18 protein-coding genes and 1 pseudogene are annotated in these 21,013 nt (G+C 72.6%); 9 read left to right on the top strand and 10 right to left on the bottom strand.

The window, feature by feature from the left end:
* Positions 1 to 153: 153 nt before the first annotated feature.
* Positions 154 to 1,572, top strand: a complete 1,419-nt coding sequence (locus ABZ340_RS15385; RefSeq protein WP_358782267.1) for a phosphatase PAP2 family protein — start codon at positions 154 to 156, stop codon at positions 1,570 to 1,572.
* 180 nt (positions 1,573 to 1,752) lie between these two features.
* Positions 1,753 to 2,196, top strand: a complete 444-nt coding sequence (locus ABZ340_RS15380) for a VOC family protein (RefSeq protein WP_358782266.1) — start codon at positions 1,753 to 1,755, stop codon at positions 2,194 to 2,196.
* Between the two features lie 616 nt (positions 2,197 to 2,812).
* Here ABZ340_RS15380 and ABZ340_RS15375 read toward each other — a convergent pair.
* The 4 genes from ABZ340_RS15375 to ABZ340_RS15360 all read right to left on the bottom strand — a co-directional run bounded on the left by ABZ340_RS15375 (position 2,813) and on the right by ABZ340_RS15360 (position 9,263).
* Positions 2,813 to 3,700, bottom strand: coding sequence for a septum formation family protein (locus tag ABZ340_RS15375; RefSeq protein ID WP_358782265.1), 888 nt, complete (start codon positions 3,698 to 3,700; stop codon positions 2,813 to 2,815).
* 204 nt (positions 3,701 to 3,904) lie between these two features.
* On the bottom strand, positions 3,905 to 7,189 hold the full coding sequence (locus ABZ340_RS15370; protein ID WP_358782264.1) for a BTAD domain-containing putative transcriptional regulator: 3,285 nt from the start codon (positions 7,187 to 7,189) through the stop codon (positions 3,905 to 3,907).
* A gap of 45 nt (positions 7,190 to 7,234) precedes the next feature.
* Entirely contained in the window at positions 7,235 to 7,816 is a 582-nt protein-coding gene (locus ABZ340_RS15365; RefSeq protein ID WP_358782263.1) for a hypothetical protein, read from the bottom strand.
* Positions 7,817 to 7,832: 16 nt separating this feature from the next.
* Positions 7,833 to 9,263, bottom strand: a complete 1,431-nt coding sequence (locus ABZ340_RS15360) for an MFS transporter (RefSeq protein WP_358782262.1) — start codon at positions 9,261 to 9,263, stop codon at positions 7,833 to 7,835.
* A gap of 67 nt (positions 9,264 to 9,330) precedes the next feature.
* Between ABZ340_RS15360 and ABZ340_RS15355 the strand changes: the two genes are divergently transcribed.
* A complete protein-coding gene (locus ABZ340_RS15355; protein WP_358782261.1) occupies positions 9,331 to 9,987 on the top strand; it encodes a TetR/AcrR family transcriptional regulator in 657 nt (218 codons plus the stop codon).
* A 256-nt stretch (positions 9,988 to 10,243) separates the two neighbouring features.
* On the opposite strand, the gene ABZ340_RS15350 is transcribed toward ABZ340_RS15355, so the two are convergent.
* Both ABZ340_RS15350 and ABZ340_RS15345 read right to left on the bottom strand, forming a co-directional pair.
* On the bottom strand, positions 10,244 to 11,293 hold the full coding sequence (locus ABZ340_RS15350) for an MBL fold metallo-hydrolase (RefSeq protein ID WP_358782260.1): 1,050 nt from the start codon (positions 11,291 to 11,293) through the stop codon (positions 10,244 to 10,246).
* Between the two features lie 83 nt (positions 11,294 to 11,376).
* Entirely contained in the window at positions 11,377 to 12,306 is a 930-nt protein-coding gene (locus ABZ340_RS15345) for a serine hydrolase (RefSeq protein WP_358782259.1), read from the bottom strand.
* A gap of 138 nt (positions 12,307 to 12,444) precedes the next feature.
* Between ABZ340_RS15345 and ABZ340_RS15340 the strand changes: the two genes are divergently transcribed.
* Positions 12,445 to 13,404: a LysR family transcriptional regulator gene (locus ABZ340_RS15340; RefSeq protein WP_358782276.1), complete on the top strand. Its 960-nt coding sequence runs from the start codon at positions 12,445 to 12,447 to the stop codon at positions 13,402 to 13,404.
* Positions 13,405 to 13,598: 194 nt separating this feature from the next.
* Here the strand turns inward: ABZ340_RS15340 and ABZ340_RS15335 are convergent.
* The 3 genes and pseudogenes from ABZ340_RS15335 to ABZ340_RS15325 all read right to left on the bottom strand — a co-directional run.
* Positions 13,599 to 13,895, bottom strand: a pseudogene (locus ABZ340_RS15335) (hypothetical protein); the annotation flags it as partial.
* Entirely contained in the window at positions 13,838 to 14,320 is a 483-nt protein-coding gene (locus tag ABZ340_RS15330) for an ATP-binding protein (protein ID WP_358782258.1), read from the bottom strand. The pseudogene ABZ340_RS15335 and the gene ABZ340_RS15330, both read right to left, overlap by 58 nt.
* A 9-nt stretch (positions 14,321 to 14,329) precedes the next feature.
* Positions 14,330 to 15,088 (bottom strand): GntR family transcriptional regulator, encoded by a 759-nt coding sequence (locus ABZ340_RS15325; RefSeq protein WP_358782257.1) that lies wholly within the window; start codon positions 15,086 to 15,088, stop codon positions 14,330 to 14,332.
* Between the two features lie 232 nt (positions 15,089 to 15,320).
* Between ABZ340_RS15325 and ABZ340_RS15320 the strand changes: the two genes are divergently transcribed.
* From ABZ340_RS15320 to ABZ340_RS15310, 3 genes are all read left to right on the top strand, one after another.
* Positions 15,321 to 15,572, top strand: coding sequence for a hypothetical protein (locus ABZ340_RS15320; protein ID WP_358782256.1), 252 nt, complete (start codon positions 15,321 to 15,323; stop codon positions 15,570 to 15,572).
* Positions 15,569 to 15,784, top strand: coding sequence for a hypothetical protein (locus tag ABZ340_RS15315; protein WP_358782255.1), 216 nt, complete (start codon positions 15,569 to 15,571; stop codon positions 15,782 to 15,784). Before ABZ340_RS15320 ends, ABZ340_RS15315 begins: the two co-directional genes overlap by 4 nt.
* Positions 15,785 to 16,844: 1,060 nt before the next feature.
* A complete protein-coding gene (locus tag ABZ340_RS15310) occupies positions 16,845 to 17,231 on the top strand; it encodes a hypothetical protein (RefSeq protein WP_358782254.1) in 387 nt (128 codons plus the stop codon).
* 33 nt (positions 17,232 to 17,264) lie between these two features.
* Here the strand turns inward: ABZ340_RS15310 and ABZ340_RS15305 are convergent, their stop codons facing one another.
* Positions 17,265 to 18,983 (bottom strand): SpoIIE family protein phosphatase, encoded by a 1,719-nt coding sequence (locus tag ABZ340_RS15305; RefSeq protein WP_358782253.1) that lies wholly within the window; start codon positions 18,981 to 18,983, stop codon positions 17,265 to 17,267.
* Between the two features lie 351 nt (positions 18,984 to 19,334).
* On the opposite strand from ABZ340_RS15305, the gene ABZ340_RS15300 reads away from it, so the two are divergent.
* A complete protein-coding gene (locus ABZ340_RS15300) occupies positions 19,335 to 19,772 on the top strand; it encodes an NfeD family protein (protein WP_358782252.1) in 438 nt (145 codons plus the stop codon).
* A gap of 29 nt (positions 19,773 to 19,801) precedes the next feature.
* Positions 19,802 to 20,911: an SPFH domain-containing protein gene (locus tag ABZ340_RS15295; protein WP_358782251.1), complete on the top strand. Its 1,110-nt coding sequence runs from the start codon at positions 19,802 to 19,804 to the stop codon at positions 20,909 to 20,911.
* The last annotated feature ends 102 nt before the right edge of the window (positions 20,912 to 21,013 follow it).

The following is a 21,013-nucleotide window of genomic DNA, read 5'->3' as shown; positions in this document are numbered from 1 at the left end:
GTCTTCCTCTGCCGGCGGTCCGGCACAGTACCGTCAGCCGGAAGGCGACCAGCCCCACCTCACTGCCCGTCGTCATGCGCCGGAAAACATGCCTTTGAGTGCGATTGGTCGCTTCCCAACCAAAACCAGCAAATAAAATAAAGATTGAGATACATGCCATCACGGGTGTTTTCGCGAATAAACGGGCGCCCGTCGCGGGCCAGACTCTGGGCCGTGGCGGGCGTGGCGGCTTTCGGATTCCTCGTCGCTCTGGAGATCGCCGCGCGTCGCTACGGCCTGCCGGGGCCGATCACCAACCAGGCGAAAGAGGTGATATACGCCCCCGCGTCGGGGCCGCTGCTGTACGCCGGCATGGCGTTGACGATGGTGGTGCTCACCTGGCGGCAACGGTTCGTCGCGGCCGGTGCCGCGGTCGGCATCGACATCGCCTTCGCGCTGGTGCGGTGGGCGGCCGGCGCCGGAACGGCCGACGGCCACTCCTTCGGCAACGGCGCGCTGTGGGTGGTCCTGGGCTGCGCGGTCGTCGCCGTCACGCGCCGCACCGGCCAGGACCGCGTCCTGATGCTGAAGGGCGTGGGGCTGGGCCTCCTGCTGGTGGCCGGCCGCAAGACGGGCGACACCTGGCTGCTGATCACCTCGAAGACCCGTCCGGCGGTGCTCGACCCGTACGTGGCGACCGCCGATCACGCGCTGGGCAATCCGTCGTGGCTGGCGGGCCGGATCGTCGAGGCCGCGGGCCCGGCCGGCGCCCATGTGCTCGACTGGGTCTACGCCCAGCTCGCGGTGGCCGCGGTCGTCGCCGCGCTGTACCAGCTGCGCAACGTGGCGGCCGAGCGCCGTTTCCCGGGCCACCACCTGGTACGCACCTTCCTGGTGATCGGCCTCCTCGGACCGGGCATCTACATGATCTTCCCCGTGGTCGGGCCGGTCTTCGCCTACGGCACCGGCGCGTTCGGCACCGGAGGCGCGCACTGGGCGATCGCCGACCTGTGGCCGCACACGCCACCGCCGGCCGGCCCCCCGCACCCGGTGACGTACGACGAGATCACCCCCCGCAACTGCATGCCCAGCCTGCACACGGCGTGGGCTACCGCAATCTTCATCCACACGCGCAGGAGCCCCCGCCTCCTGCGCTGTGCAGGAACGTTTTGGCTCATCGCCACGCTCGGCGCGACGCTGGGATTCGGCTACCACTACGGCATCGATCTCGTCACCGGTGTGGTGTTCACGTTCACGATCGAGGCGGCACTGCGCTCGTTCGACCGCGGCTGGGACCGGTCGGGTGTCCGGCTGGTCGCTCACGGGGCGGCGGTCTTCGCCGCGATCCTGGTGTCGACGCGCTGTCTGCCGATGGAGATGGCGGAACATCCGTGGGTGTCCGGGCCGCTTCTCCTCCTGGCGATGGCCTCGGTGGTCCTCGCCTATGTGCGGACCACCAGAGGGTGGGAACCGAAGGCCGCCGTACCGGCGCAGCGAACGGAACCACCGCTCGAACCGGCGGGAAGCGCGGTGTACCAGGCCGTGGGCCCAGCGCTGTCCGAAGGGGCCGGGGCGCCGAGCACGAAAACGTGATCGTGAGGGAACGCGCCCAGGGACTGCCTGCCGCCGCCCTCGCCGTGTCCTCCGGATCCGCCGAGGCCGCCCCGGCCCACCGGCGGGCGGTCACCGTACCCTTCAATCCCGCCACACACGGCCGGACGGCCGCCCCTGCCGGGAACGGCCACTTCACCGGAGTGACAAGGAGGCAGCCGCATGAGCCGGCCCGCGCACGGCACCCTGCACCACGTCGAGCTGTGGGTGCCCGACCTCCACCGGGCGCTCGCCTCGTTCGGCTGGCTGCTGCAAGCACTGGGCTACACCGTCCACCAGGACTGGAACGCAGGACGCAGCTGGCGGCTCGGACCGACCTACCTGGTCATAGAGCAGTCCCCGGACCTCACGGCCGGACGGCACGATCGTCGCCGGCCGGGACTGAACCACCTGGCCTTCCACGTGGAAGACACCACCACGGTCGAGGAACTGGCCGCCGACGCCACTGAGCACGGCTGGCGGCTGATGTTCCCCGAGCGGCATCCGCACGCCGGCGGCGGACGGCACTACGCCGCCTATCTGGAGAACGACGACGGTTTCGAAGTCGAGCTCGTCGCGATCGCCCCGCCCGAACGAACCCGGCCCCAGCCGGCCCGCGAGTCCTGACGATCGCTCCGCCGGGATACGGGTCCCTCCTCCGCGAGAGGCCGGACGGCGGACCGGGGCAGGCTCGACTGCCGAGCGCTGCACGGGACGGCGGGACGGCGGCGGCCTGTTCACCGGCGGTATTTCCCCCTGCCCTCGAAGAGAACCAGGCCGAGGCGCCCTCCTCGGCCGCGGCGTGAAGACAGGGCGAAGCCGGGGCGCCTCGGTGCGCGCGTCACGCGACCTGACGATCTCTGTCGCGCTTTTCAGGGTGAGCCGATCATCGCCTGCGCCAGATGTGCCGGGGGTGGTCTCAGGGGAACAGCCGGGGGAGCAGTCAGAGCGGTGATCGGTGACCGTTTTTTCGCGCAGGCCGGATGCGAAGACGCGCTGCGGCGGGGCTGTGCGGAGCGGAACTGACCGCCTCGACGCTGCTCGCGCCCGCGGCGACGGCGTCGGCCCCACCGGCCCCACCGGCTCCACCGGCCCCGCCGGGTCCCGGCCCCACCGGCCCCACCGGCCCCGCCGGGTCCGCCGGGTCCCGGCTCCACCGGCCGGGGCCCGGGTGTGGGGGCAGACCCCGTTCAGGGGGAGCGGGGCCGGTTCCACGGACGCGGCCCCGCCGGCCCGGCGGGTGTCAGCCCGCCCAGACCTCGGCCTCGTCGGCCGGGACGGTGGTGGCCAGGCCCAGTTCCTTGCGGGCGGCGACCGACTTGTTCGGGTCGATGCCGGAGAACGCCGAATCGTAGGCGAGGTAGAACGTGTCGGCGTCGGCGGCGTTCGCGGCCTTCTTCCAGTCCTCGGCCGCCTTCGCCAGCGTCGAGCGGAGCTTGCCGACCTCGGTGCCCTCGATGCCCTTCAGTCCCTCGACGTGGGTGTCGAGGGCGGCGCCGACGGCCTTGGCCTGCGCCTTGTAACCGGCCAGGTCCTCCTCGACGGCGTCCTTCTCGGACTGGTTCGCCCACAGGGCCTCGTAGACGGCGTTCGAACCCTTGAGGTAGGTGAGCTGCTCGGGCTTGAGGGACTTCGCGGTGTCCAGCGTGCCGCTGAACGTGCCCTTCTCCGCGGTGTAGGTGCAGCTCACCGCGCGGTCACCCGTCGCCCAGCTCTCCTTGGTCGGCGTGTAGTAGAAGAGGGCGGCGCCCTTGGGGAGCGCCCAGGTGTCCGGCGCGAACTTCTGCGCCTCGACCGGGCAGCGGGTGTCCGCGATCGCCGAGACCTCGTCGTCGCCGGGGTACGCCTTGCCCTTGTCGATCGCGAACTCGCCGACGACCTGGCCCTGGTGCGCCTCGTCGCAGGGCACGACCTCGACGGCGTACGCCGTCCCCTCGGCCTTGCCGTTCGGGTTGTAGCAGTCGCCGATGTCCAGCGAGAACACCGAGCGCTGACGAGCCACCTTCTTCGCGCCGTCCTTGGCGCTGTCGACGGCGTCGGTGACGTCCGAGCACCCCACCGCGCCGATCGCGAGCAGGGCGGCGACGGCGGATATGCCGCGGAGGGAACGGTACGGGGCGCGGACTGTCATGACGTGTACATCCTCTTACGTGTTCTTTATGAGGGGGCATGCGGATCGTATGCCATCGGCTGTGTCCCGATTGACCGAAGCCGGCCCCTCACCTCATTGCGGCGTCTTTGACTCGCGACGGGCGGCGAGGGTTGTAGCCGGGCTGCTCACGGGCGGAATCCCGCTTCCTCCGGGGCGCACCTGGAACCGGCGGCCGCGGGCCTGTCACCGGCAGAGACCCTCGTACTCCTTCTCGGGCACGCCGATGTCCGAGAAGAGGTCCCGTGCCTGCTGCCTCAGCAGTCCGGCGGCATCGCCGTCGGAGTTCCGGAGGGCGCGGGCGAGCGCTCCGAGGGCGCGGGCCTCGCCGAGCCGGTGGCCGGTCTCGCGGTGGATGGCCAGGGCCGCCTGGGCGAGCTCGACGTCTGGGGTGGGGGCCATCGCGGAGAGGGCCGTCAGGACCTGGCCCTCCACCACGCGGAAGGAGTGGGCGCGGGCCAGGCGCAGCGCCTGTCCGGCGTGGGCGCGGGCCTCGTCGGGCCGGCCCAGGTGGTGGTGGGTGAGGGAGAGGCTCAGGAGGGTGTCGGCCTCGGCGCGTCTGAACATCGCTTTGCGGGCCAGGGCGAGCGCCTGCCCGTCGGCCTGGAGAGCCAGGTCCGGACGCGCCAGCTTCCGGCGGGCGGCGGCGACCGTGTTGAGGATGCCGGCCTGGATCCAGTACCGCTTCGTGTCCCTGACCATGGCCAGGGCCCGCTCGGCCTGATCCAGACCTTCCTCGGGATGGCCGAGTTCGAGGCTGATCTTCGCGATGGCGTCGAGCATCAGCGCACGGCCGTCGCGGAAACCGGCCCCTTTGCCCGAGGCCGCCGCCGGGCCGAGGAGGCCGAGTCCGTCGGCGAGACGGCCGAGTTCCCAGTACACCCCGCCCAGCACCTGCACGGCCGAGCTGTTGTCCCACTGGCCGAACTCCGCACCGAGGCCGACGGCGCGTTCGAGGTGACCGGCGGCCTCGTGCAGCCGGCCCAGGTCCCGGCAGGCCATGCCGAGGCCGACCAGCCCGAATCCCTCGAAGGAACGGTTCCCGGTCTCATGGAAGATGCGCAGGCCGGCGGTGAAGTCGCCGTACGCCCTGTCCAGGCGCGCCATGCTCCATTCCGCGAAGCCCTTGAGGCCGAGGGCCGCCGCCTCGCCCGTCGCCCAGCCGATGTCCCGGCTGATGGCGAGTGCGCGGGTGGCGTGCTCCATCGCCTGCCGGACATGGCCCCGGTCCCACCGGGCCGCCGCGAGGCTGAAGTGCGTCGCGGACTGGCCGTACAGGTCCTTCTCGGCCTCGGCCGCCTCCAGTGCCGTCTGTGCGACGGCCAGCCAGGTCTTCCGCGGCAGATGGATCCAGAAGTGGCCGAACAGCGAGGAGACCAGGTGCCAGGCGACGGGGCGGGGGCCGTGGCGGCCGGCATGGCCGATGACGGCGAGCAGATTCGATCGTTCCGCCTCCAGCCACTGCCCGGGTGCGGTGGCCGCCGGTGTGCCCGGGTGTCCGGCGGGCCGGAGACCGGGGGGCAGTTCCGGGAAGAACGAGGTCCCCGCGGTGGCGCGCACAGCGTGCAGGTACCAGATCAGAAGCCGTTCCAGCGCAGCGCCGCGCTCCGCCGCCGTGTCCTTTGCCAGCGCCAGCTCCTGCGCGTACACGCGAAGGAGGTCGTGGAACCGGTACCGGCCCGCCGTCGTGGGTTCGATCAGGTGCGCCGAGGCCAGGACGCCGAGCAGACGACGGGCCTGCGTGCAGGACGTGGCCAGGAGGGCCGCCGCGGCCTCGGCGGTGAAGTCCGCTCCCGGAAACAGCCCGAGCAGCCGGAACAGCCGGCGCGCCCCGGGCGCCAGGGCCCGGTACGACACCGAGAAGGCCGTACGCAGGGGCGATCCGGCGTCGCCGTCCGGTTCCAGCGCCTCCAGCCTGCTGCCCGCGGTCATCTCGGCGACCAGGTCGGCTGTCCGCAGGGCCGGATCACCCGCCAGCCTGGCGGCGGCCACGCGCAGGGCCAGGGGGAGGCCACCGCAGAGCCGGACCAGTGCGTCGATCGCGTGGCCGTCGTCGCCGGCCCGGTCCGCGCCGAGGGTCCGGCTCAGGAGTGCGCGGGCCTCGTCCGGCTGGAGGAGGTCCAGGGGCAGGGCGTGGGCGCCGTCGCGGGCGACGAGGTCGCCGAGGCGGTTGCGGCTGGTGACGAGGACGCAGCAGGTCGGGCTGGACGGCAGCAGCGGCCGTACTTGATCGGCGGAGGCGGCGTTGTCCAGGAGCACGAGCATGCGCCGGCCGGCCAGCAGGGTGCGGAAGACGCGGCCCTGGGCCTCGTGGTGCGGGGGGATCTCCGAGGCCGCGAGGCCCAGGCTGCGCAGCAGCAGTTCGAGGGCCTCGCCGGGTTCGAGGGGGCGGCGGTCGTGGTCGAAGCCGTGGAGGTTGACGTAGAGCTGGCCGTCCGGGAAGCGGTCACGGACCCGGTGGGCCCAGTGCACGGCCAGTGCGGTCTTGCCGACGCCGGCCGCGCCACCGATGGCCGAGATGACGACGGTGTTCGCCGGCCCCTGACCGTCCTGTCCGGGTGGGAGCAGGGCGTGGAGCCGGGCGAGTTCACCGGTGCGGCCGACGAAGCCCGGAGCGTCGTGGGGGAGTTCGGCGGGCACGGTGTTTCCGCGCGGCCCGGGGGAGGTCCGCGGGGGCGGAAGCAGGAAGGCATCGTCCTGGCGCAGCACCGCTTCGTGCACCCGGCGCAGCTCCTCGCCGGGATCGGCTCCGAGCTCGTCACGCAGTCGTACGCGCATCTCCTCGTAGGCATGGAGAGCCTCCGCCTGACGTCCGCAGCCGTACAGGGCCCGCATGCGCAAGGCCCTCAGCGACTCGTCGTAGCGGTCGGCCGCCGAGGACGCCGGCAGCCCGCCGAGGTCGTCGAGGGCCTCGCCGAACCGTCCCAGCAGGACCAGGCAGGTGAGCCGCTCCCGCCGGAGCGCCCGCCGGCGCTCCTCCCACCGCTGCCGTTCGTCCCGCGCGAACGGCCCCGGCAGCCCGGCCAGTGGCTCGCCCCGGAACAGCCCGAGGGCGGCGGACAGCCGGTCGGCCGCGGCGGCCAGGTCGCCGGACGCGGCGGTGCGCAGTGCCGCGTCGCCCCGCTCGTCCAGTTCCTCCGTGTCGAGCCGGACCCCCTCGACGACGAAGCGGTACCAGCCCTTGCCACTGCGGATCACCGACTCCGCGGGCGGGGTGCCGTCGGGATCGAGCGCTCTGCGCAGCGCGTTGACGTGGGTGGGCAGCACCTTGCGGCCGCCCGCGGGTGGCTCCGGCCCCCACACCGCGTCGAGCAGCCGCTCATGACTCACCACGGCCCCCCGGTTCAGCAGCAGCGCGGCCAGCACGGCCTGCCGCTTGACCGGCCCCAGCTCCAGCGGCGCTCCGTCCCGCCATGCCCGTAACGGCCCGAGCACCTCGAACCGAAGCGGCTGAGGAGATCCCTCGCCCACCCGAAGCCTCCGCTCCCCCACGTCGTCCAGGTCATCGCGAATTCATCAGCATTGCAGCACGCCCCGCCAGAGTGAGGCCGCGACATCGCACAACCCGCACAACCGAAGGAGGACCGAGTGACCGATGCGGAGTTGGTGGCCACCGCGTTGGCCACGGGGGCGGCGGCTGGACTCACCGGCACCCCACGCGGAGTCGTCCACGACCTCCACGCCGCGCTGCGGGAGGCGGTACGCCGACGGCTGACCAGTGGCGGAGACGGTGCGCGGGGTGGTGACGGTGTACGGGGTGGTGACGGTGTACGGGGTGGTGACGGTGCGCGGGGTGGTGACGGTGCGCGGGGTGGTGACGGTGCGCGGGGTGGTGACGGCGTACGGGGTGGTGACGGCGTACGGGGCGGCTACGGCGTACGGGGCGGCTACGGCGTACGGGTGCTGGACGCGTACGACACGGACCCCGACGTATGGCGGACCCGGCTGCTCCAGGTCCTGACCACCGGGTTGGAGATCGACGAGGAGATCCGCGCGGCGGCCCGCGCCGTGCTCCGCGCGCAGCGCCGGACAGGGCACCTCACCGGGGACGCGGTGCCGGACCCCGATCCGGCCGCGGCGGGCGGCGCCCGGGCTCACGGGGCCGGGGGCTCCGTCACCCGGCGGCGGCCGGGGCCCGCAGACGCCGGGCGAGCATGACGCCGGTCAGAGCGAGCAGCGCGGTGAAGCCGAACAGGGAGCCGAGCGCGACCCGGATGCCCGCGCCGTAGTGCTCCGAGACGGCCAGGGCCGCGCCGCCCAGACCGGCGATCACACCCGTGGCCAGGGTCTGCGCGAGCTGGAGCGCCCCGCTCACCTCGCCCTGCCGCTCGGCCGGGGCCTGCGCCAGCGTGTCGGTGGTGGCGGCGTTGAACGCCACCCCCATGCCGACACCGCCGACGGCCCATCCCAGGACCCCGGTCCACGCCGGGACGGCGGTGGTCAGGATCGCCGACGCGATCAGGCCCACACCGGCCAGCAGGACGGCGAAGCCGAGGGCCACACCGGCGACCCGCCCGCCCGGGGCGGCGTCCCGCCTGGCCTGCCAGGCCGACCCCAGCACCCAGGTGATGGCGCCCGCCGACAGGCCGAGACCGGCGGCCCACGCGCTCTGCCCGCGCAGCTCCTGCAGGCCCAGGGGCAGGTAGGCCTCGCTGCCGAAGTACACCCCGCACAGCAGGGCCCTGATCACCACACCGGCGCCCGGTCCGGGACGCGCCGTCAGGGTCCCCTCGGGAGTGACCCGGCGCAGCGCCGGCACGGCGACGGCGGCGCCGGCCACCGCGAGGACGACGAGCAGGAGCAGGTTCTCCAGCAGCAGGGCCTGGAGCAGCACGCCGGTGCCCGCCGTCAGCAGCACGGAGCCGGCCAGCGGGCCTTTCCACCACGGCTCGGCCGGGGCCGCCTTCCGTTCGCCCCGGGGGCGTTCGAGGCGGCGCAGACCGGGCAGGGCGAGCAGCGCGGCGACCGCCACGATCGGCAGCATCAGCAGGAACACCGCGCGCCACGTGGTGCTGTCCGAGAGGGTGCCCGCCACCACCGGGCCGACCAGCGACGGGATCGTCCAGGCCGAGGAGAGCAGGGCGAACATCCTCGCCCGCAGGTGTTCGGGGTAGGCCAGGCCGATCACCGTGTAGGCCATGGCCATCACGGCGCCCACGCCCAGGCCCTGGAGGAAGCGGCCGGCCAGGAACAGCGGCCAGGAGCCGGCCGCGCCGGCCAGCGCGCAGCCCCCGGCGAAGACGGCCATGCCGGCCGCCGCCGGGGCCCACGGGCCGCGCAGGTCGGCGGTCCGCCCGGCGAGTACGGTGCCGATGATGTTCGCGAGCATCAGCGCGGACAGTCCCCACCCGTAGGCACCGAGTCCGTCCAGGTCCCGGGCGATGCCGGGCAGGACGGTGGCGACACCCAGGGACTCGAACGCGACCATGCCCACGGACAGGACCACGCCGAGGCTGAGCGACCGGTACGGGGCGGAGAAGACGCTCTCCGCCTTGGTCTTGGGCCCGCCCAGGTCTTCCGGTAACTCTTCGACGTGCTGGGACATGAGGTCACCTCGCGTGAGAGAATTACTTTTCGACTCGGAACGGAATCATAAAGGTAAGGGAGGCGTGGTGAACACACCACAGGGCACGGAGGGCGGCGATCTGCTCACGGCGCAGCGCTCGCGGGGCCGCCCGCGCGACGAACGCATTGACGCCGCCGTACGGAGCGCCGTGCTGGAGATCCTCAACGAGGTCGGCTACGGCCGGCTCACCCTGGAGGCGGTCGCCGCCCGGGCCGGCACCAGCAAGCCGACCCTGCGCCGCCGCTGGCGCTCGCGGCAGCACCTCGTGGTCAGCGCGCTCGTGCAGACGATGGGTTCCTCACCCACCCCCGACACCGGCTGCACCCACTGCGACCTCATCGCCGGCATCCGCACCCTGAGCGACGCCTTCACCGCCACCGTCGGACGCCGCGCGCTGCCCGCACTGATCGCGGACCTGGCCGACGACCCGGAACTGGAGTCGCAGTTCCTGAACGAGTTCTTCCACCCGCGCCGCGCCGCCACCGCCGCCGCCCTGCGGCGGGGCATCGAGCGCGGCGACATCCGTGCCGACGCCGACATCGACCTGCTGCTCGACATGCTGGCCTCCACCGCCTACTACCGGGTGCTCTTCGGCCATCTGCCCTTCACGCCGACCCTCGCGGAGGACGTCGTGAAGGTCGTCCTCGCGGGCGTGGCCACCCCGCAGTGGCACAGCGACCACGGGGACGCGGGCGGCCTTTGACCCCGGCGGCGACCCGGCCGCTGGTCACCGGGGGCGCCCCGGCCGCTGGTCACCGGGGACGGCCGGCCGCTGGTCACCGGGGGCGCCCCGGCCGCTGGTCACCGGGGACGGCCGGCCGCGCCGCCCGTCCCCACGTCCCCGGCGGGCCCGGAAAGCACGGTGCCGACGCGGCCACCGCCGTGCTCGGGGGCTCTCGGCCCGCGGACCGGCCGGGCGGTGCCGTCGCGATCGTGCGCACGCATGGCGCAGTGACCCGCTATTCCCCCACGGGGCGCAGGTCGCCGTCGTACACGGTCCGGTAGTCCGGGAGGACGACCCGCGCCGCCGGGGACACCTTCCCGACCTGGGCGAGGAACGCGTCCAGGTCCATCGCCGGGTCCCGTACGGGCGAACCGCTCAGCGGCGTCTCGAAGTTGTCCCAGTGGACGGGCACGACGACGCCGGGGTCGTCCAGCGCGCGCAGCAGCCGGGGCACGTAGCGGGCGGTCGCCGTGCCGGCGGGCACGGCGATCATCGCGAGGTCGGGGCGCAGACCGTGCACCGCCCGCTCGGAGAAGTCACTGGCCCCCATGAGGAACGCCGCCGGACCGCCGGCCCCGGCGGTCACCTGGAAGGCGAGGGTGTCGCCCTCGGGCAGGTCCGCGATGGTGCTCGGGACCGTCGCGGGCGGGGAGTTCAGCGTGCCCGGGGCGAAGTAGGAGTGCTTCTTGTTGCGGCTGTGCAGGCTCGGCACGACCTCGACGGTGATCCCCTCGAAGTCCAGCACCTCGCCGCCCTTCACCACGGAGATCTGTCCCGCGTCCACCCCCAGGGAGACCAGCAGGTGGTACGTGGTCTCGGTGCCGACCACGCGGGCGCCGGTGGTCCTGGCGATATGGGGCACGTCGGCGAGGTGGTCCCAGTGGGAGTGGCTGACCAGGACGAGCTCGGGGCGGCCGATGTGCGCGTCCACGATCTCCGGCCGGGTCCGCAGGGGGGTCCGCGGGTCGAAGGCGCCGTCGAACAGGCCCGTGGGGAAGCGGGTGAGGTAGGGGTCGAAGAGCACGGTCCGGCCGCCCACGTCGATACGCCAGCCGGCGGTGCCGAGCCAGCGGAACGTCGCCGCGCCCGCGCCCGCGGCCGGGCCGCGGCGCCGGTCGCCGTCCCCGGCCGAGGCAGCGGCGGTGGCGGTGGCGGTCATGGCCGGGACCAGCGGCAAGGCCGCGCCGAGCGCGGCACCGCGCAGCACCGCGCGCCGGCCGAGCCCGTGGCCGGAGGGTACGCCCGGCCTGTCCGTCCTGTCCGTGACATGTGTGTCCTGGTTCATGGCGTCAGGAGATCAAGGCGTGAACTCCCTTGTCCAAGACCAGAGTTCGGCGCGAGTGATACGTGAACGCATATGCGGCCTGCTCACCGGCGGTCGCCGCTTTCCCGGAGGAAGCCGACCGCGATCCTCGCGGCTCGCCCGATCGCGGCGTCCACCGTGGGGCGGGAGGCGGCCAGGTCCCGGGTGCGGGCGAAGACGGCGATCGCGTAGTGCGCGCCGTCGGGGTAGCGGGCGACGCCCGCCTCCATGTGCAGCCCCGGCAGGGTTCCGGTCTTGGCCGCGATCGTGACGTCGTCCGGGAAGCCCGACACCAGGCGGTGCCGGAACACCTGGCGTCCCATCAGGTCCCGGACGAGCGCGCAGGCTTCCGGAGGCCCGGCGGCGTCGTCCCAGACGAGCCGGAGCAACCGGGTGATCTCGCGGGGGGTGCTCGCCGTGGTGTGGCGGGGATCCAGTACGGCCAGCCCTCTCCTGCGGTCGTCCGGCAGGGCGGGGTAGCGGACGGCGAACTCGCGCTCGTCACGCGCCCCGACCTCCGCGAACATCGACTCCAGCAGGTCGCGCGGGCCGCCCACGATCCGCGTCCGTTCCAGCCCGAGTTCCTTCGCGAGCAGGCGTACGGTGTCCAGGCCGACGCGGGCCAGCAGCAGGTCGGCCGCCGTGTTGTCACTGACGGACATCGCGAAGTGGGCCAGGTCGCGCAGGGACAGTTCGACGTCGTCCAGACAGCCGGCGGTGCCCCAGCCGCCGAGCCGGTCGGCCGCGGTCACCCGCACCCGCTCGCGCGGGTCGAGCTGGCCGGCGACGACCTGCCGGGCGTACTCCAGCGCCAGCAGCACCTTGAAGATCGAGGCGATCACGACGGGGTCGTCGGCGCCCACGGCGACCTCGCGGGGACCCGGCTCCGCGCCGGCCTCCCCGGCGGTCCCCGCCCGCGGGTGAAGGGGGACGACGTGCAACTGCCCTTCGGCGCCCGCACCGGCGAAGACCTGCCGGATCCGTTCCTCGATCACTGTGTGCCCCTTGCCGTCGATCCGTTCCGGTCACCGGATGGTGAGCGGCCCGACCAGCAGATACCGACCGGACGATCATGCATGGAAGTCCTCGCCGCCCTCCCGCCGGACTCCCGTACGATCCTGACCGTGGATCTCTTGCGCCACCTCCGTCTTTTCGTCACCGTGGCCGACGAGCTGCACTTCAGCCGGGCCGCCGAGCGGCTGGGCATGGCGCAGCCCCCGCTCAGCCAGGCGATACGCCGGCTGGAGAAGGAGCTCGGCGTGGAGTTGTTCGACCGCTCGCCGCGCGGCGTCCGGCTGAGCGCCGCCGGGGCGGCACTGCTGGAGGAGGCCCACGAACTCCTCGCCCGGGAGAAGAGGCTGCGCGCGCTGGCCCGCCGCGCCACCGACGGCGGCCTCGGCACACTCCGCGCGGGCGTACCGCCCGACACCACGGCCGCCGTGCTGTCCGCACTGCTGACCGCCTGCGCGGAGCACGCTCCGGAGCTCTCCGTCGACCTGCAGGAGGTCACCACCGAGGAGCAGGTACGGCTGCTCTCCTCCGGCGGACTGGACGTCGGGCTCGTGCACCACCCCGTCGACGCCACCGACCTGCGGCTCGGCCCCGAGATCTCGCTGGCCCTGGGCGTCGTCCTGCCCCGTACCTCGCCGCTGGTCCAGCTGTCCGAGGTGTCGCTCGGCGAGCTGCCGGGCCACGACTTGGTGCTCTTCCCCCGGGCGCAGGCACCCGGCTGGTACGACCGGATCCTCGACGTGTGCCGCGCCGAAGGCTTCGTACCCGGCCGCCTGCGGCACGCGTCCAACCCCGAGTTCCTGCTGGCCCTCGTGACGGCGGGCCGCGGAGTCGCCTTCGACCAGGGGCCGGTGGCCCGCAAGGAGCCCCGCGTCGCCTGGCGGCCGCTGGCCGGCCGTCCCCTCACCCTGCGCATCGGCGGCGCCTGGCCCGCCGGCCGCGGAGCCCACCCGGCCGCCCGCCGCTTCGCGGAACTCGCGGCCGACGTCCTGTCCCGCGACCACACGGCGACCCCGAGACGCGAGGGAGGCCCGCGTCCCCCGGACGATTCCCCCCGCCCGTGGTCGGTGGTCTACGGCTAGGGCGTTTCGTCCGGGCCGGACCGGGGCCGGACAGGGCCCCGAGGTGTTCCAGCCGGATCACCCTGACAGTCAGCCGACCGATCGGCCTGGGCCCATTCCATCAAGCCCTTGGCCTCAGTGGCGCGCGACGCCGCCTTGGGCGGCGGAAGCGCCCTTGAATCAGTAGAGAAAGTTGTAACTGACTCCGTCGAGCCTGGCGTGAAGTCGTACGCACATGCCGGGAGTTCGATGCCCTGACGGTGAGCGAGAGGCAGGAAGAACACCAGCCGGATCGTCCAGGTTATGCGGGTGCTGACGTGCGTCAATGACACCGTGCATGGTTCGGACCGCAGTAGGGCTCGTCGGGTGTCGATGCGGCCGTCGTACATCCACTCTCATGCTTGGGCGGAGGCGTCTGAGTCCAGTGCCAGGAAGATCGTCCGAAGGGCGACCGCTACCCAACGGTCCGCCTGCGGAGCGGAGCAGGCGTCGAATGATGCCACCAGTACCGGCGGCCTCTCAGGCGTACGTCGGCATACAACTCCGCGGGGGTCGTGTGGCCCTGGTCGGTGTCGTGGACGACGACCCGGTGAGCGAGGGCGCTGGCCATGCCCGGTCCCCGGCCGCGTTCGGTGTCCTGGTCCCGATGCTCGACCTTGGGGTCCGTGGCTGCGCCGCCGTCGTCCGTGACCGAGACCGCGACCACCTGAGCCGAGAGGGCGACGGCCAGGTGGAAGCTGCCGGGCTCCCAGCCGCTGGCCGTGTGGTGGTTCGCGTTCGTGCTCAGCTCGCTCACGATCAGCTCGGCATCCTGGGCCAGAGGGGAGTCGCGCAGGATGTCCCGGCTCCAGCGGCGGGCCCGACTCACTCCTTCCGGAAAACCCGGGACGCCCCCTGCACATGCCCCAGTGGAGCGTGCAGGGGGCGGCTTCGTCATGCCGGGGAGTCAGTCGTCCAGATCGATACGGAAGTCGACGATGGTGGTGTCGCCGCGTCGCACGATCGGGTGGGCTACCTCGACGATGCGGCCGGTGTCGGCGATGTGCCGACGTGTGTACCGCAGCACCGGTACGCCGGCGCCGATGCGCAGCGTCGCTGCCTCCGCCTCGGTCGGCATGGCTGCGGTGAAGCTCTCGGTGATCTGCGTGATGCGGATGCCGAGGCTGGCCATCTGCGCGCGGGTGCCGCCTGGCCAGGGCTCGTTGATGGGGTCGGCGACCGGGGTGCCGGCCACGTCGGACCAGCGCACATAGCTGGTGGACATCTGGGTGGGCTGGTCGTTGTCGTAGAAGACGAAGTGCCGGGCGAGGAGCCTTTCGCCGGCCTCGCACTCGAAGAGCGCGGCCAGCTCGGCGTCCGCCTGGACGCGTTCGAATTTCTTGTCGAGCCGGTACTCCGCCCAGCCGATGCCCTGATCCCGTGTGTAGGGGGTGGTCTTGGCGCCCGGGGTGGAGCGGTACCGGTCGGCCGCCATCCGGTGGGTGGGAGGGCGGGGCCGGACGCGGGTGCCCGCGCGGGCCCGGGTCTCGATCAGCCCTTCGTTCCGCAGCAGGGCGAGCGCGTTGCGGATCGTGGTCTGGGAGACGTCGCCGTACTCGCGGCAGAGGTCGGGCAGCGTCGGGATCTGGTCGCCTGGTCCGAACTCGCCACTGGCGATGCGGTGGCGCAGGTCGGCGGCGATGCGCAGGTACTCGGGCTGTGCCACGGCAGCGACTCCCCGTCGAGCGATCACGTCAATCTGAGTACACATACTGGCCCGTTCCCCTTGACCTGCACCAACCCCAGCGACAATCTGCGTACAGATAAGCGCTATCTGTACACAGATAAGCACTCATCGTCAGGGGATATCCATGCCCGAGTCCGGACAGACATGGCGAAAGGCTTTCAAAGCCGAGCCCATCGAGGCCAGCCACGTCCGCCTGTGGACCGCCGGCCGCGTGACACACCCCGATGCCCCCCTCGTCGCACACGAGCTCTACGTCGCCGTGCTCGGCGCCGGCGCCCCCGTCGTCGAGATGACCCTCTCCACGGCTGACACCCGCATCCGCATCACTGCGGAAGGCCCCGACCCGCTGCCGCTGCTCTACAGCCACGGCCCCGGCTGGGCCATCGTCAACGGCCTCGCCGCCCGCACCGGCCTCACCACCGACGAGTGCGGGCTGTGGGCACAGATCGGACCGGCGAAATGAACCTCCCCGAGCCGCCCCCGTACGCCGACCTGACGTACCACCAGCGGACTGGCTGGGCGTGCTGCTGGTGCGGCACCTCTCTCCTGCGGGCCGGTGGAGTACCCGCCGGCCGCGCCCGCGGCCGCAGCGGCGCGCACGTCCTGGACGTGGACGTCTACACCTGCGGCGCCACCTGTCCCAAGCTCCCCACCCCGACCGGAGGTCACCCGTGATCTGTGCACGCTGCGACGCACCCATCCAGGGCACCCCTCGGCGGATCGTCGTCGACTCGCCGACCGGGGCCGCGCCCGACGTCTACGTCTGCCCGACGCCGTGCCGCCCCTCGGCGCTGCGGCAGACCGCCCCGGAGCGCCCGCCCGGGCGATAACTCCCGCCGGCGTCGCTGAAAAGGTGACCGCGGCGCCAGTGGGCCGGGCGGCCGTCGTGTGCTGGGGAACCCAGACGGCCGCCCGCACCAGACCCGTCACCGGCTCGCGCCGGCCGAGCCGGTGACGGACCGCGGCCCGTCACCACCCCCGTCAGAGGCGGGCCGCAGCCCCTAGCCTGGAAGTTCGGTCGGGCTCCTAAGCGGAACTCGACCTGGACGAAATCACCGCCCCGCGCGTCCGTGAGCGGCGGGCAGAACGGTCCCGCACCGCCAGAGCCAAGAGAGCACTGTCGCCAAGGCCTACCGCCTTCTCAAGGAGAAGCCCACCGGCAGCTAGCCGCGCCCTCATGGTGCGGATGTGGTGCGAGGATCGCACAGTGACCCAGACACAAAGAACCCCCGGGTCTATGACCTGAGGGTTTCGCATGGAGCGGGTGACGAGAATCGAACTCGCGCTCTCAGCTCAGGAAGCGACGGCGCTGCGTGGGTGCATGGTGCCTGACCTGCTTTTATGCGATTTCAAGCCCTATGCCTCCAGCCTGGGGCACACCGTGGTTGACCGTGGTTCTCCGTTCTTACGGGCACGCCAAGGGCACGACTTCCGACAGACGTGTTCCAGGGCCGCGGAGAACCGCTCCTCTCCGTTCGCGCGCCGACAACGTACGAGCCGGCCGCGTGGGCCTTCGCTCATGCGCATCTGGAGGATCGGATCGTTCGGTGGAACCCGTCGGCGGGCGCAGGGCGAGCCGGACAGGGCCCGGGAGGTGCGTTCCGGGCCCGGGAGGTGCGTTCCGGGCGTGCCGGGGCGCGGTCAGCGGCCCCGGACGGTGGGCCTGTGCCGGCGGGCGGGGTCATGTCGCGATTCCTGTCCTCGGGCGGCAGACGTACGGCGACCGGGATTCGAGTTGCTGATCGCGGAGACCACCGCGCTGACCGGCTGTGCGTACGGGTTCCCCGTACGCTGCGACGGTCCCGGGTGGGAGGGCTTCGACGGGTACCTTCCGGGGAGGCTGCGCCGGCTCGCCGCCTCCGGACGCCTCTTCATGATCTCCGGCATCCACGTTCCGTCCCGCGTACGCGGGCAGAACCAGGACCGTGCCTGGAACCTCGCCCGGCGACTGCAGAAACGGCTGCTCACCGACCACGGTGCCGCCGTCGCCGTCACGCTGGTGAACCGCTCCGACCACAGGACCGTCGAGGCGCTGCGGTCCTGGGGGTGGCGTTACGTCGACGGCGGCACACCTCGGACGGCCCCGCTCGGTCCGTTCCGCGTCCTGGTTCTCGAGACCTGAGCGCCACGTCCCGTGCCGGCGCCGGTGCGGCTCTCACGGCGACGGCAGCCGCAGGGCGAGCAGGGCCACGTCGTCGGTGCTGCCGGGCGGCATGCGGTCGAGCAGTTGGTCGCACAGCGTGTCGAGCGGTTCGCGGGCGAGCGCGAGGGCGTGGTGGCGCAGACGGGTGAGGCCGGTGTCGAGGTCGCTGCCGGGGATTTCGATCAGGCCGTCGGTGTAGAGCAGCAAGGTGGAACCCGGTGGCAGGGACCGCGCGGCGTTCGGCCGGCCGCCACCGGCGCCCGGACCGGCGCCGAGGAGGAGTCCCTGCCCGGCTTCGAGGTACTGCGCCTGTCCGTCCTGGGTCAGCAGAAGGGGCGGCGGGTGCCCGGCGCTGGTCCACCGCAGCGTCCACGGGCCGGTGTGCGGGCTGCCTTCGAGCAGGGCGAGGACGAGGGTGGCCATGGGGACGGTGGTGATGGCGGGCAGGGCGTCGTCGAGGCGGTCGACGACGGCACCGGGCGGGCCGGTGTGGTCCCAGGCCAGTGACCGCAGGATGCCGTGCAGCTGTGCCATGCCGGCCGCGGCCGTGAGGTCGTGACCCACGACGTCGCCGATGACCAGCGCGAGCGTGCCGTCCTTCAGCTCGAAGGCGTCGTACCAGTCGCCGCCGACCTGGGAGCCGGCCGGGGCGGGCTGGTAGCGGGCGGCCAGCCGCAGGCGGCCGTGCCGGGGCAGCGGGGCGAGCAGGTTGCGCTGCATGGCCTCGGCGACGGCACGCTGGCGGCCGAACCGGCGGGCGTTGTCGATGACCAGGCCGACCCGGCGGCCGATGTCCCCCACCACTTTCAGGTCGCCGGCGTCGAAGGGGGACGCCGGGTCGGTGCGCACCAGCGTCAGGGCGCCGGTGACCTGACGAGCGGAGCCCAGCGGCACCGTGATGGCGGATGTCGCGCCCACCGCCCGCAGGAAGCCGCTGTGGACGGCGGCCAGGCCGGAGCCGGCCGGTGCGGCCATGTCCGCCTCGCGCTGCAGGACGGGATCACCGCCGTTCAGCGCCTGGACCAGAGGTGAGCGGACCGCCTCGGCTGCCTCGGGCAGGCGCTCGCGCCAGCCCTCCTGCACGGCGTCCCGGCCCCCGGGGCCCGTCACCGCCACACGGTGGACCTGTCCGGAACCGCCGCGCAGGTCCACCGCCGCCCAGTCGGCGAGGCGGGGAACCAGCAGGCGGCCCAGTCGGGCGAGGGCCTCGTCGGTCTCCAGCGTCTGACCGAGCACGTCGGTGATCTCCGCGACCAGCGTCAGCCGCTCGGTGAGGTCCTCCAGAGCACGCGTATAGGCCGCACGCTCCCGACGCGTGCTGCGGTCGTCGGCGGCGTCGGTCAACAGCACGGCCATGCCCTTGAAGGTGCCGTCGTCCGTCAGGGGGGAAGCGGACCAGGAGATCGCGGTCAGGTGGCCGTCACCGCGCAGACAGAGGTCGCCCTCCCCCCGTGCCTCGGCCTTCTCGGCCAGGGACCGCAGCAGCGGGCACTGCTCCCGGGGGATCAGGCCGCCGGCCGCGTCCCGGTGCAGCAGGTCGTGTGCGTCCTCCCCGAGCATCGCGGCGGCGGCACGGCCCAGCAGGCGCTCGGCGGCCGGGTTGACCGCGAGGATCCGTCCGGCGGGGTCCACCACCATCAGGGCCGTGCCCAGCCGTCCGACGACCTGCCGCCAGAAACCGGGCTCGGCCGCCGACCGCCAACGCCCCTCATCTCCCACGTCCTCCACCATGCCGTCTCTCCAGTCGTGCAAACCCTCGCCGAAGACCGCGGGCGCGTCGGCAGGCCGACACACCAGTGGATCGATGGTCCCCCGATGTGACCACCGATGCGGTGTACGCCCTGCTCGGGTGTGTGTCCGAGAGGCGGGGAACGGCGTTCCCCCGGCGCGAAGGCGGCCGTGACGGGCAGGTGGGGGCAGCCGGTGCACCGGTCCGTCTCGACACCGCAGCGGCAGGTCCGGGTGTTCTCCGCCGATCAGGGCGGACGCCTCACCGCGCGAGAACCCGGATGCCCTGTCTGTCCGGCAAGCGTTCCGGGAGGTAGCGTGGTGGAGAAGGCCCCCCCGAAGGAGGGCGGTTCCATGCCGTGGTTCGTATGGCTGCTCACCGCCGCGGCGCTGGGTGCCGCGGAGTTCTTCACTCTGACACTGGTCTTCGGCTTGCTGGCGGGCGCCGCGCTGGTCGCCGCCGTGGTCGCTGGTTTCGGTATCGGCATTCTCGGACAGCTCGTGGCCCTCGGAGCAGCGGCGGCGGCGGGGCTCCTCATCGTCCGTCCCGTCGCGCTGCGGCACATGGCGGAGCAGCCCCTCGTCCGCGAGGGCAGCGATGCGCTGATCGGCAAGCGGGCGGAGGTCATGCAGGAGGTCACCGCGACGCGTGGCCTGATCAAGCTCTCCGGCGAAGAATGGTCCGCCCGCGCCCTCGACGAGAGCCTGGTGATCCCGGTGGGCGCGGTGGTGGATGTCATGGAGATCGACGGTGCCAAGGCCGTCGTCTACCCCCGCGAGCTCCTTCCGTGAACGGCTGAACAGACAGCAACGGAGGCACTGTGGACCCTGTGGTCATCACCATTCTCGTGGCGGCCCTCGTCGTCGTCTTCCTCGTGGCCTCCACCGTGCGGATCGTCCCGCAGGCGCGGCGCTACAACATCGAGCGGTTCGGCCGCTATCGCCGGACGCTGCAGCCCGGCCTGAACCTCGTCGTGCCCGTGGCGGACCGGATCAACACCAAGCTCGACGTGCGCGAGCAGGTCTATTCGTCCGACCCCAGGCCGGTGATCACCGAGGACAACCTCGTGGTGAACATCGACACCGTGCTCTACTACCAGATCACGGACCCGCGGGCGGCGGCCTACGAGGTCGCCGACTACCTCCAGGCGATCGACCAGCTCACCGTGACCACGCTGCGCAACGTCATCGGCAGCATGGATCTGGAGGAGACGCTCACCTCGCGTGAGGAGATCAACTCCCGGCTCCGCGCCGTACTCGACGACGCCACCGGCAAGTGGGGCATCCGGGTCAACCGGGTCGAGATCAAGGCCATCGATCCACCGCACACCATCAAGGAGGCGATGGAGAAGCAGATGCGGGCCGAGCGTGACAAGCGCGCGGCCATCCTGCACGCCGAAGGGGAGCGGCAAGCCAAGATCCTTACCGCGGAGGGCACGAGGCAGAAGGACATCCTGGAGGCCCAGGGCACGCAACAGGCCATGATCCTTCGGGCGGACGGCGAGGCCAAGGCGGTGGAACTCGTCTTCCAGGCCGTCCATCGCAACAATGCCGACCCGAAGGTCCTGGCCTACAAGTACCTGGAGACACTGCCGCACTTGGCCGGCAGCGACAACAACACGTTCTGGGTGATCCCGGGCGAGCTGACCGAGGCGGTGCGGACCGTCACCCGTGCGTTCGGTGACGACTCGACGGCAGGCCCTGCCAAGCCGGTACCGGCCGAGGAGGACGCCACCGCCGACGTCGGCGACGCGTCGGACGACGTCCGGATCCCGCAGCTCGACGTGGGCTCGACGGTTTCCCTCGACGCCGCCACGGCTGCCGACGAGGCCGAGAAGCAGGCCGCCGCCGCGGTGAGCGACGCCAAGGCGGAGGCCGAGGCCGCGAAGTCTCCCCAGGTGCCGCGCCGAGGGCGGACGTCCGGTAACTGAGTCCCACCCGACCCGACCACGACCTCGGCGTCCACGCCGCGCTCGTCGGCGACGGCATCCCGGACACCGCTCCCCTTCCCAGCGCCGGACGGTCGCGGTCCA

This window comes from Streptomyces sp. NPDC006134 (genome assembly GCF_040628835.1).
GTDB lineage: Bacteria > Actinomycetota > Actinomycetes > Streptomycetales > Streptomycetaceae > Streptomyces.
This window is presented reverse-complemented; position numbering and strand designations above follow the sequence as displayed.